We start from the raw sequence: 13,302 nt of genomic DNA on the forward strand, positions 1-13,302 counted from the left end.
ACATAATCATATGGGAGTCATTTATCTATTTTAGACACTATCATGTCACTTAATTCATGTATTTTTGTTATTCTCTTTTGGTAATTTTCGATTAAATCATCAACACTTCCTATAGTGTCAACTATGTGTTGTTGAAAAATTAATGAAAACTCTGGTATATTAATTGACTTTATGATATCTTGAGTCAATAGCGGTTGTGTGCTACCTATACTTATGTTTTTGTAATTAATTGTTTTTAGAAAATAATATATATATTTCAGTATAAATTCTGAATTACTTAGCGTGGCTATAATCACATTATCAGAAGCTCAAGATTCAAATTTATTAAAAAATAAAGAACCACAATTTCCTACTCTCCCTATAAAAATTGATTCTTTATTTGAATTAAAAAAATCAGTTTTACCAATTATTCCTGAAGATCCATATACATTATATTTACCATATTCATTTAAAACTGGTAATTTACCGCTTTTTAAATCTAATATATATTTTAAAAGCATATTATCCCTCCAATGTTTGTTTATAAAAATTTAAATCAGATTAATAAATATTGTGTAACTTTACTTAATATAAAAGAGGAAATTATGAAATTTATTAAAGATGTAGCAAAAATAAAAAATGGTTCATCAAATTCTGACAACAATATAGAAAATGGAATTTTTCCGTTATTTGATAGATCGAAAGTTATAAAACACAGTAATAAATATCTTTTTGATTCTGAAGGAATTATAATTCCAGGAGAAGGAAAAGAATTTATTCCCATATATTATAAAGGTAAATTTGATTTACATCAAAGGTGCTATTTTATCGATATATTTTCTAAAGATTATTTACCTAAATTTTTGTTTTATTATATTTTTTATAATAATAATTATTTTAGTAAAGTTGCAGTTGGGTCAACAGTTCCTTCTTTACGTTTAAGGCATATTGAACAAATGCAAATACCCTCAACAATTTTAGAGTTTCAACAACACATAGTTGACATTATTTAATCTCATTTAATAAAATCTCTTTAACTTTATTTTCTAGTTCTTCTCCTTTTTTCATTAATTCTAATAATTCATTGGTAGCTAATTTAAGTTGTTCTTTGATTTCTTCATCTGATAATTTATTTGATTCATCAACACCAACATATCTACCAGGGTTTAGTGAATAGTCTTTTTCTTGAATTTCTGAAAGTGATGCTACTTTAGCAAATCCAGGAATTCCCTCATTAAACTCATCATTCTTAAATTTTTTATATGTATCAACAATTAAATTAATATCTTCATTTTCTAATACTCGGATTTTTTTTGATATTAATTTTCCTTTATCACCCGCATCTACAAATAATATATCTTTATCAGTTTTTGCTGCATTCAATATTCAGCATTGCACAGAGATGCTAACATTAGAAAATAATTTATTGGGTAACGCAATAATTGCGTCAACTTTACCCATTTGAATCATGTTTTTTCTTAAATTATAATCATCATTTCGATTACTTGTTGTTGCACCATTTGGCATTAGTATTGCTGCTTTGCCTTTATTAGGAGAAAGCTTTGAATACATTAATGATAATCATGCATAGTTAGCATCCTTATCATTAGGTCTTCCAAAAACCCATCTTGAATCACCTTCTAAAGTAGATTTTCAATAAGATTTTAAATTGTAAGGAGGATTAGCTAAGATATAATCTGCTTGTAAATCTTTATGTTTATCATCTGTAAAAGAATCTCCATTTGAAGGACCTAGATTCCCTTCCAAACCCCTAATAGCTAAATTCATTTTAGCCATTTTTCAGGTGCCTGGATTACTTTCTTGTCCAAAAATAGAAATATTATCTACATTACCTTGATGTTGTTTTACAAATTCAGAACACTGAACAAACATACCTCCTGAACCACAACAAGGATCATAAACTCTACCACTATATGGTTCTAAAATATTTACCATTAATTCAACTAATGATTTAGGAGTAAAGAATTCCCCGCCCTTTGTCGGAATATATTTTGCAAATGCCCCAATGTAAAATTCGTATACTTGACCAAAAAAATCGCCATCTGTCTCTTCCATATTCAAGTTATTAGTAAAGAAATCAACTAATTCACCTAGCGCATCTTTATCTAAATCACTTTTAGAATAAGTTTTTGGCAAAATGTTTTTTAGTTGGTCATTGTGTTTTTCCAATTCGACAAAGGCCATATCAATTAATTGACCTAAATTATATATTTTACCAGTCTCAGGATCAATTTTATTAGATTTTGTGTATTTAGAAATTTCGGATCATAATGCATTTTTAGGAACTATAAAGACGTGTTCCGCAATGTAATAATCTTCATCGTCTTCTCTTCCATCATTATATTTTACTAATTCATTATATTTAGCATTGTATTTATCACTAACATATTTTAAAAACACCAAACCTAAGACTATGTTTTTATAGTCAGCAGGATCACATTTATCTCTTAACTTTTCAGCAGCTCCTCATAAAACTTTTTCAGCAATGATTTCTGACATATTATTTCTCCCTTAATTTACTGTTTATTTCTGATTATTTGAAATATTTTTAACTTTGTATAATTGATTACCCTTTGATTTTGTTTATATTAACATATTCGTGGATAAATTACAAATTTTTTATTAATTCTTATTTTTGTTTAAATATACAAAAATTGCCATATGAAAAATTATATTAAAACTATTTTTTTATTTTTCTTAATCTTATTTTTTACTTACCCTTTTCAAAGTAAAAGTCAAAACTATATCTCTGTAAATCTAAAAAACCTTAAAAATTAATAAAATATAGAAATATTTTAAATTAAAAATAGAACCTAAATTTTAAATGTAAAATGTTTGAGTGAGTTTGATTAAAAAATAATTTTTGTAAATGAATAGTGTAAAATTTTTTACAATTAGAATTAATTTAGAATAATATTTTTTCATTATTTTTTTAGTCAATATTTAGAACATTTACTTATAGAAAATCTTATTTTATAATTTTCATTAATTTATAATAAATTATTTTAATTTTATTTAATTTCTTATAGTGATAGTGTTAATAATTAATGATGTTTTGTTTATTTTTTAAGTAATTTTAACTAAGCAAATAATTGCCAATAAATTAATAATATAATAATATAGAAAGTGAGTTTTTATGTTTAATGAAAATGAAGTTGAAAACACTATAATAATCTTGTTAAAAAATGAAAAATATGAGTTTTTGGATAATGAAAATGATTATTGATTAAACAATCGTCAACTTGATGAATTTATTAACAAAAAAGTATTATTCGATTGTTTAAGACGGATTAATAAGATTGATGATGAATCAATTTTAGAAATGGCAATTAATCATATATTAACTTTAGACAACCCTTCACTATTTGAACGAAATTATGATTTTCACAAACTTTTAATTGATGGATTATCTCTCGAAACAGTAGATGACATAAATCCCACAATATATTTTATTGATTTTAATAATCCAGAAAATAATGTTTTTCAAGTTGTTCACCAAGTTAAATTTAATGAAGGAAAAAACACTAGAATTCCTGATGTTATAATTTATGTTAATGGTATCCCTTTAGTAGTGATGGAGTTAAAATCATTTGCAGAGGATGCAATTAACGCAACTTTAGAACGTGCATATGAACAACTAGGTTCTAATTCAGAAAATGATGGATATAGATATGACATTCCCACTCTATTTAATTTTAATTCATTTTTAGTTATTTCAGATGGGGTAAATACTAAAGTAGGAACTTTAACATCTAAAATAGATAGATATAATGAGTGAAAAAGCATAGAAGGCGAAAAGGGATATGATACAAATTGTGTACATAAATTAGATGTTTTAATAAAAGGGGTTTTTAATAAAACTCGTTTTTTAGATATTATTAAAAATAATATATTTTTTATATTAGACAAAAATGATAAACCTATAAAAATAATGGGACAATATCATCAATATTTTGGAGTTCTCAAATCTGTTAATTCTGTTAAAAATGCTATCAAACCTGTCGGTGATGGAAAAGCGGGAATAATATGACATACCCAAGGAAGTGGAAAGTCATATTCTATGGTTATGTTAGCACATAGAATTATTTGTGAACAAAGTTTAAAAGTACCTACTATAGTTGTCTTAACTGATAGAATCGATTTAGATGATCAATTAGATAAAACTTTTTATAGTGCAAGAGATTATTTAAAATGCGAACCGCAAAGAGCTATATCCAGAGAAGATTTAGTTAATAAATTAAATGATTTAAGACAAGGGGGCATTATATTAACTACAATTGGGAAGTTTGATAAAAATAATTTACCTAAAAACGAAAGAACTAATATTATTGTTATGACAGACGAAGCTCACAGAAGTCATTATGGTATTTATGAAACTGTTAAGTATGAAAAAAACAAAAATACAGATGAATATAAAGCGATTTTTAAGTATGGTGTAGAAAAGTATATTAGAGAAGCATTACCAAATGCAACTTTTATTGGATATACCGGAACTCCTGTTTCAAGTAAAGATAAACAAACTACTGATGTATTTGGTGAAATTATTGATACTTATGATATGACGCAATCTATTATAGATGGTTCTACAGTTAAATTATATTATGAATCTAGATTGGCTAAAGTTTGAATCGATGATAATGACTTAAAAGAAATAGATGCTTATTATAAAGATTTAGAAGAAAACGAAAAATCTGATAGTGAATCCATTGAAAAATCAAAAAAAGAAATGTCAAAATTAAAGGTTATTCTTGAAGATGACGATATGATTGAACTATTTGCTAAAAATATTATGGAACATTATGAAGAAAGAAAAGGTTTTTTGAATGGTAAGGCAATGATTATTTGCCAAACAAGGGTTGCAGCTTTAAAACTTTATAAGAAAATTACTGAAGATTTATATCCTGAAATGAAGAACCAAGTTATATTGGTTGTTACAGAATCCAACAAAGATACAGAGCAAGAAAGACGGATTTTTGGAGATTCTGATTATAGAAGAACATTAGGAGAAGAATTTAAAAAAGATAATTCCAAATATAAAATTGCAATTGTTGTAGATATGTGGCTAACTGGTTTTGATGTACCAGATTTAGATGTAATGTATTTTATTAAACGTTTAAAAGCTCATAATTTAATGCAAGCTATAGCACGTGTTAATAGAATTTATCCAGGTAAAGAAGGAGGATTAATTGTAGACTATATAGGATTATCAAAAGCACTCGATGAAGCATTCACATTTTACACTGATAGAGATAGAAAAGAAAAAGTTCAAGATATTCGTAAAGAGATTTATAATCTTTTTAAAGAAAAATTAAGTTTTTTGAATGAATGTTTTTTCAAGGTTGATAAAAGTAAATTTTATAGCAATGACTCAGCTAAGAGATTTGCAGCAATTCAACTTGGTTCTCAATTTGTCCTAGAAACAAAAGAAAGAGAAATTCAATTTATGGAAGATTTATCGATCTCTATTAAACAAGCATTTGTTCTTTGTGGTGGTATAACTACAGAAGAAGAAAAAAATGATGTTTATTATTATTTAGCAATAAGAAGTTTCATTTTAAAATTAAGAACCAGTTATTTTAATATATCTATTAAAGACATGAATGTTTATGTTTCTAAATTATTAGCTGATGCAATTAAAGGCGATGAAGTTAAGGTATTAACTGAAAACAAAAATGAATCAATAAATGTGATTGAATTATTAAGTCCTAAAAAAATCGCAGAATTAAGACAAAAAAATCCACCTCTAGTCTTTATGGAAATTATTAAGCAATTATTAGAAAGAGCAATATTTGAATCCAGAAAAAATAATTATTTTAAGTCCCAAGAATACAGCAAGAGATTAAGAAAAATTTTAGAGAAATATTCTAATAGAGATGGTGAATTTTTACCCGAAGCCACTATTGCTGTTTTAGTTTCTTTTGCTAATGAAATGGTTTCTGATGAAGAAGAAGCTAATCGCGTTGGTGTATTTGGAAGAGAGAGGGCTTTTTATGATGCTCTTATTAGAGATAGATCAGCACATGATTTATTAAATGATGAAACTTTAAAATTAATTGCCCATGAATTAAAAGAAATTATTGAAGAATATGCAACAACAGACTGATCTCATAAACAAGCTACAAGAGCTAAAATGAGAACTAAAATCAAGGAATGTTTAAAAAAATATAATTACCCACCTGAATACACAAAAGAAGCAGTTCAAGATGTTATCAAACAAGCTGAATATATAATGGAAGAAAAACGATAATATTTTTATTTTTAATTTTTTATAAAAAAAATTCAAGTGCATAACTATTGTACTTGAATTTTTGTTATAAAATAACACAACATATCTTGTTGTATTATTTGTGTTAAAAACATAATTTATCGTGTTTACAACCAATTGTTGAGCGTTTGCCTTCCTTGTTGATTTTTTTATTGCTATTTTTTAGAGCACATAGCAAAATTACAAAAACCAACAAGCTAGTTTTATAAAAGGGAGGATGTAAATTGAAATTAAGTCTTACTTGTTGCAAAATTTAAAGGTTTACACATATTTTTAATATTTTTTCGGTAAATTACATAAAAAATGTGTTTTTTCTATAAATACATCTATGATTAATTTTAGGTAAGACTTTTATTTTTGCTCAAACTAGTGATTAATTGTTTTGCCTATTTTCAAAACTAAGGAAAAACTATAATATGAAAAAATAAATAAAGTTTGGCTAGGTGTTTTTGGCTCTATTGCATTAGCATCAACCGCGCTAGGAGCGTCTATTCACATAAACAATGTTAATGCTTCAAAAAGTATGACGCAAGCGATTAAAAAGCAATTAAGAGTAACTAAAATCGATTTTGCAAATGCTTTTGCCCAATCAAATTCAAACAAAGAAAATTCAACAAGAAAAATTGGTGTAAACAGAATTGACATTCTATTTAAACAAGATTTAAGTGAACAACAAGTTAATTTATTGAAAGATTTGTTGAAAAATAAATTTAATAAAGACCTGCCATTCTCTTATGCTAAAAATGTGCGCGCCGTTTCTGTTGCATACTTCAAGGATACAAATGTCAAGGACCTATTAGCATTAATCGATTTATTCATTAACGAAAACCAAATTGATTATCAAAATGTTTATCAATTTAGCAATAGTGTTTATTATGATGACTTTGCTAATTTGCAAAAAAATAAAAATTTAATAGCACAAAGTGTAGAAAAAGATCTTTTACCACCAAGTGTTGATAATAAAGAAATAAAAAATAATTAACCGATTATTAAGCTTTATTGGGTTAGATTTTGACACTAGAAAAGTTCATTTTTACAAACATAAAAAAAGAAACTTGCAGTTGGTATTTTAGAAGCAGGTGGTGTAATTGAAACATATTACCCTGGATTTTATTGAAATGTAAATTATGGTAATGGGGTATGATGAAGAAATCATGCTTTTTATGCTGAAAAATACAGTGATCATGCTAATCATGTAGGGGAAATTATTGTAGGTGCAAAAGGTATTAATCCAACTGCTGAATTAATTTCTGTTCAGTTAGATACAAATTGGAACGGAATGACCGGTGAAATGAATTATTTAATGTATTACACAAACATTATTAACCATAGTTGGGTTTTCCTACACCACAAAGATTGAGAAAACTATAATGGTTATTCTGAGTATCTAGATGATTTGATTTATAACAATTCTGAACTAATAAATGTGATTTCAGCGGGTAATGAAGGCTATTATGGTTCGCCTTATCGACAACTTCTTGGAACAACACTTTCACAAAACAGCATTATTGTTGGGGCTTTGGACAAAAAAATTTGAAGAAGAAAAAAAGCTGAATATAGTCAGGTTGGCAACGAGTTGAATTATATCTCAGTAGCAGTTCCAGGAACATATAATTTTAGTGATGGTTCAACCGACAGAGGAACAAGTTTCGCAGCGCCTGCTGTCACAGCAATGGCAACAATGTTAAAACAAGATCGTAAGTACCGGTTTGACCAAGGTTCAGATTCAATTATTTTTAAATCAGCACTTTTAACTGGTTCGCGCAAACCTAAAACTACTAACCAAATTTACACAAACGAAACTGGCTTTGGTATTCCTAATTACAAATTGATGAACCAAGCACTAGATAATTTATCAGTTTTCTATATTAGTAACAACTCAATATCAGACATTAGAACTGTGTATTTAAGTGAGGGCGAAACTTTACGAGCAAGCATTGCCTACTTGTATGGTGGTAATTCTCACAAAGTAGACATTGACTTACAATTAATTGACCCCGACCAAACTAGTGTTGCTTTGTCGTTGAGTTCTAATAAAAACGCAGAAGTGATTGAATATACTGCTCAAAAATCTGGTTATTATAAGCTAAAAACTTATGGTTTATCTAATTTTTTAGGAATCAAGGAGGTCGCATTAACCTATGTTAAAAAATAAAACTAAAAGAATTTTACTTGCGACTTTTTCGCTTGTTTTAACAGCGGGTGTGATTACAACTATTGCCGCCTCGTGCAAAGAAAAAAATAGATTTTCGGGCCCAAGTTCTGGTTTTTATTTATCAGCTGATGGAAAAGTTAAAACTTTTGCATTAGGAAACGAAAGCCCAACACCACATATTTTTTATGACAAAGAAACAAAAATGTTTGCAGAAACTGCAAAAAGTGAATCTTCAGAAAATAGAACTTATGTTTCACTTGTAAAAAACGAAGATGAATGAAACAATTTAACAACATCTTCAAAGGATCAGTTAGCCAAAATATTTGATTATAAATTTGACCCTGATTATCCTAGGAATTATAGAGATGTTGTTGAATCAATACAATGAAAATTAAAAAAAGATTTCGTTATTAATTGGCAGAACCAAAGTGTTATTGTTTTAGATTCAATTGTTAATGATTGAAAAGAAGGAATTATCGGTAATTCAACAGCGGGTTTAAACATTAAAAACTACACATTAGAAAACAATAAGCTAGTTGTTAATTTTGATTTTAAACCCCAAGTTAAGGTAAACGATTCAGGTTTATCAATCAATGTATATTGGGAAACTACTAAAATATTTTTCATTATTGTTGATAAGAAAAACATTTCATTAGATCAACTAGAAGTCGAATTTGTTGTCGATAATGTTAAATCGGTAATTAAAAAAGGCCAATAACAATTCTAAAATGTAAACGAAAAAGCACAGCAAAATAAAAGTTGTGCTTTTTATTTACGTAAAAACAAATTAGTTATTAGTTTTTTATAGCGTAGCTTGTTGAAGGTTTTCAATAAACTCAAAATTATTTTTATAAAACCCGTATGCCAAGCTTGTACAGCCGAGAAATAAATCAATATTTTTTTGTATAAAAACTCCTTTTTGTAATTATTTTTTTTATTTTACTAGTTCTTTGAACTCTTTTTTAATATTAGCTAGTTGATGGATGTTTTGAACTAAAAAAGAACCAGAAACATAGTAGTTAATTTTGTTTTTGTATCTTGCAATAATTTCTAAATTAACCCCCCCGTCAATTTCAATTGCAAAATTTAGATTATATCTAGATCGCAAAGATATTAATTTAGCTAGTTTATCATCGGTTTCTTTTAAAAAAGTTTGCCCACCTTTACCAGGAATAACCGACATTAAAGTCACGTAATCCGCTTCTCTTAATAGTGTTAAATAATTATTGATATCAACAAAAGGATGAATAGCAAGTCCTGCTTTAATATTATGTTTTTTTAATAATTGTAAAGATGCCAGGTTTGTTTCGATGTCTTGTGATTCAAAATGAAAAGATAAGCCATTAATCGGATATTTAATATATTTACGAATGTAATTAATGGGATCAATAACCATTAAATGGACGTGTATCCTAACTTGGTTTGCAAATAAAAGATCAAGATCAAATGTATTGAAAGCTGTATTAGTAACATAAATTCCGTCCATTACATCAAAATGACAAAAATTAAAACCATTTTTGCAAAAGGTTTTAATTTGTTGGTTGCGGATTTGTAAATTATTATCAAATGCTAATAAGGAATAGAGATAATTGGACATACTTATTTAATTTTTACAAATGGTTGGGTATTTTCGTTGTATAAACGTTGGTCAAAAATTTGAGCTTTAAACTCAGGATTAATTTTACTTAAAGCTTGAATGCTTATTGTTGGTTCATTAATTGCCAATAACATCACCATTTTAATTAACTGGTCACGCGATAGCTTTAAGAGTGATGTGCTTGTTGTTTGGTTTCAATCCAATTGCTTAACATCGTTTGCATTGAATTGGGAAACCACAAGTGTTTGTTTTCAATCAGGTTGGTCCTTAACATTAAACAAGTTAGTAACTTTGTTTGCATCACGGTAGTAAATATAATCAAGTTGCAGTGGGGTAAACATAATGTCTGGATAAAGCTTAATTGTCTCTACCATATTCGAACGAAGTTCATCGAATGTTAGAGGTAATGTTTGTTTATTGTTATTTGAATCCAAATATTCTTTAGTTTTGTTAATGATAGTTTGTAATTGATCATTGGTTTGTGTTGAATATAATAAATCTTTCAATTCAGTAGCTAACTCATAGAATTGGTTATAACTATTAAACGATTGGACAAGACTAATTAACGCATCTTTAGATGTGTATTTATATAATACACCCTTATATTTGATTTGCTCATCATCATTAACTATAAATGTTTTGTTATCAAATAAATCTACACTATTTAAGTGTTCATTTAAACGGGTACGTTGATTGTCTTTTGTAATTAAACCAAGATAACTGTGGATAATTTTGTTATCAACAGTTGTATAGTTTATGATTTGGGGATTTTTAACATATGTTAAATTGTTCAAGAATTCTTGAGAGTTTACAATTTTGTTGTCCTGATTAATATATACTTCACTTGGATTTATGTTCAATGTATTTCATAACTCGTTTTCAGGTTGGTAAATATGTGTTGCGTAATCATAAAAAACATTTTTTCCAAAATTGGGTAAATTTTTTGTATTTTCTTGCATTGCATAGGCAACAAATAATTGGTTATCATTACTTTCAAGTAGTGAATTTAAATATTTTTTAAAGTTGTCTAGAGTAACTTTTTCATCTTTAATTCCAAGTAAATAAACAAATGTATATAATTGCTTTAAATCGTTTGCATCAAGCTCATAATTTAGCAATAAATTTTTAATTTTAATGTTTAGATGATTTTGTTGTAATGCTAAATTGTATAAATCAGCATTTGTTTTTAATTGTTCACTAGGGTTAGAGTGGAATTTATTATTTGAATTCACAACTTGTTGTTTTTGTTTAATAAACATATTAATCGCATCATTAATTAAACTTTGTTGATCAATAGGCAAATATGTCAACTGGTTTAAATCAATAATATTTAAAAATAATTGCTCATAAACTTTGCGTAAGACAAGGTTTGACATTGTTTGTGTTTGGTATGCATTATTAAATACAGTATTTACAACATAGTTATTAAAAGTAATATTTTGTGTACGATTAACATTGGGATTAATTAAATTAGTATTTATCTCATAACTTGCTGCAAGTGTGTTTATTAAATTATCTAGTTGTTCATTATTGGGTGTAGTTTCTAAATGTAGCGTATTTAATAACTCACTTGTAATTGTATAGTTGTTGTTTTTATCTTGTGTTAATTTAATTCCTGAGCGCAAACCGTTATCGAAAATATTAGCCGCTAACACATTGTCTGCAACTTGCTTGTTGTAAGTATTTACGAGTTGATTCATAGTTCGATATAGCTGTTCGTTGTTGTTGTTTTGGCTAAATTTAAATCATTCGTTAATAAGTTTAGTTGTGTTGTCGTTGAATGAGGTTGGACTAAAGCTGGCTCCTTCTGCTAAATTGGTTTTAAATAGGAAATCGGGATCATTAAAAGTTTGTGCATAATAACTTACTAACAATTGGTCTTTATGGTTTTTAAAGAAATCTTTTAGTTTTTTTAAACCATCAACTGTAGGTAAATTGGTTGTCTTGTTATTGAATAAAGCAGTTTGTAAAAGGAATTGGTTTTTTAGATATGTATAAAAAGCGCTTTCATTAGCGTTTTTCTCTTGTAATTGATTTGCATTTACAAGTGTATAAATATTTACCCCTGTAGGTGTTAAATTGACACTAAAATATTGATTATTTGCGTGCACAATAATTTGGTTAGTAATTTGTTTTATATTGGCTAAATCATTAGAAAAGGCGTTTTGATTATTTAAAGATAAGGGGTAAAAGAATTTATTAAACCCTGGAATTGACTGCTCGTCTGTGCGAACAAAATTTGCGAGCAAATCATCTTTGAAACCTTCAACTACAGGAATGTCATTTGATGTTTGATTACTATTTAATTGGGTAACTAAACGCATAATTCCTAATACTTCATTGGTTTGCAGGTCTTTTTTATTAACTAAATCTGTTAGATTAGTACTTTGAAAACTAATTAAATCTTTGTTGTCAGCGTTGATCATTCAGTTATCTGTTTTTATTGCAGTAATAAACTTTTGATAATTTTTGTGGGTTTTATCATTATCAGGGGTTTTATTAAAAAAAGGAAAAGATTGATTCGCTTTTTCGGGTAGTTGTTTAAAAATTTCTTTGTTAAATAGGTTTTGGTTTTTTAAATCATCATAACTAAAACTAGTTTTAACTAATGATACTGGAAAGTTTTGTCTAACATATTGATCGGCAATGAAGTTTAAAAAATGCGCATACCCTTTATCACTTTCGTTATTACTAAAAATTGATACAGGATTTTGTTTTTGTAAATAAACTTGTGCATCACTGGTTATTGTGTTTATGAAATTTTGATCATCGTCTTGCACAAACAATAAATTTTTGTCATCAAATACTTGCTCATCAATTAATGAATAAGCGTGATCAATAGCTTGGAATTTGATTCAGTTAGCTTTTGTCCCCCCAAAACTATTGTAAATAGCATTTTGGATCGCAATATCCTTGTCATTACCAAACCGTTCAGCTGCTGTTTTTGCAATCCGGTCTAGTTCATCACTTTTATTTTGGATAAAACGATCAACACTTCGGTTTCATTTAACATTAGTATTTTGTTTCACTCACTCGTAAATGTTCGCTTTGAGTTGAGCAGTTAAAAAAGTTCTAACACCGGTGTCAGTATGCATAATTGTATTTCATGCATCTAATGTAGATAAATTTGAACTAATGTTTTTACCATCACCAATATTAATACTTGTTTTAAATGCGTTAGTCTTGGATATTTTTGCACATCCCACGGCTATTCCAACGGTTGCTAACATCAAGGGAACACTTGCAAGTAAAGGGAATAATTTTTTCTTAAATTTCATAACAACT

Annotated in this window: 9 protein-coding genes; 5 read left to right on the forward strand and 4 right to left on the reverse strand. The window is 27.4% G+C overall.

Translation table 4 applies throughout. From position 1 onward, the window contains the following. On the reverse strand, window positions 1-500 hold a 500-nt coding region (locus OF377_RS01190), incomplete at its 3' end, for a restriction endonuclease subunit S (RefSeq protein WP_263836081.1). Window positions 501-584: 84 nt separating this feature from the next. Between OF377_RS01190 and OF377_RS01195 the strand changes: the two genes are divergently transcribed. After that, window positions 585-992 (forward strand): restriction endonuclease subunit S, encoded by a 408-nt coding sequence (locus OF377_RS01195; RefSeq protein ID WP_263836082.1) that lies wholly within the window; start codon window positions 585-587, stop codon window positions 990-992. Here the strand turns inward: OF377_RS01195 and OF377_RS01200 are convergent. After that, window positions 985-2,499, reverse strand: coding sequence for a type I restriction-modification system subunit M (locus OF377_RS01200; RefSeq protein WP_263836083.1), 1,515 nt, complete (start codon window positions 2,497-2,499; stop codon window positions 985-987). The two genes, OF377_RS01195 and OF377_RS01200, sit on opposite strands and share 8 nt — an antisense overlap. 637 nt (window positions 2,500-3,136) lie before the next feature. On the opposite strand from OF377_RS01200, the gene OF377_RS01205 reads away from it, so the two are divergent. The 4 genes from OF377_RS01205 (at window position 3,137) to OF377_RS01220 (ending at window position 9,138) form a co-directional block, all read left to right on the forward strand. Beyond that, window positions 3,137-6,247 (forward strand): type I restriction endonuclease subunit R, encoded by a 3,111-nt coding sequence (locus OF377_RS01205; protein WP_263836084.1) that lies wholly within the window; start codon window positions 3,137-3,139, stop codon window positions 6,245-6,247. A gap of 541 nt (window positions 6,248-6,788) precedes the next feature. Then, window positions 6,789-7,247, forward strand: a complete 459-nt coding sequence (locus OF377_RS01210; protein WP_263836085.1) for a hypothetical protein — start codon at window positions 6,789-6,791, stop codon at window positions 7,245-7,247. A 105-nt stretch (window positions 7,248-7,352) separates the two neighbouring features. Beyond that, on the forward strand, window positions 7,353-8,420 hold the full coding sequence (locus OF377_RS01215; protein WP_263836167.1) for a S8 family serine peptidase: 1,068 nt from the start codon (window positions 7,353-7,355) through the stop codon (window positions 8,418-8,420). Then, the gene (locus tag OF377_RS01220; RefSeq protein ID WP_263836086.1) at window positions 8,407-9,138 is read left to right on the forward strand and encodes a Vmc-like lipoprotein signal peptide domain-containing protein; all 732 of its coding nucleotides are present in this window, start codon (window positions 8,407-8,409) and stop codon (window positions 9,136-9,138) included. The genes OF377_RS01215 and OF377_RS01220 overlap by 14 nt, the downstream gene beginning before the upstream one ends. A gap of 216 nt (window positions 9,139-9,354) precedes the next feature. On the opposite strand, the gene OF377_RS01225 is transcribed toward OF377_RS01220, so the two are convergent. Next, window positions 9,355-10,017: a ribulose-phosphate 3-epimerase gene (locus OF377_RS01225; RefSeq protein WP_263836087.1), complete on the reverse strand. Its 663-nt coding sequence runs from the start codon at window positions 10,015-10,017 to the stop codon at window positions 9,355-9,357. A 2-nt stretch (window positions 10,018-10,019) separates the two neighbouring features. Next, the gene (locus OF377_RS01230; RefSeq protein ID WP_263836088.1) at window positions 10,020-13,295 is read right to left on the reverse strand and encodes a DUF3713 domain-containing protein; all 3,276 of its coding nucleotides are present in this window, start codon (window positions 13,293-13,295) and stop codon (window positions 10,020-10,022) included. Window positions 13,296-13,302 lie beyond the last annotated feature (7 nt).

The organism is Ureaplasma sp. ES3154-GEN, from assembly GCF_025780075.1.
GTDB lineage: Bacteria > Bacillota_I > Bacilli_A > Mycoplasmatales > Mycoplasmoidaceae > Ureaplasma.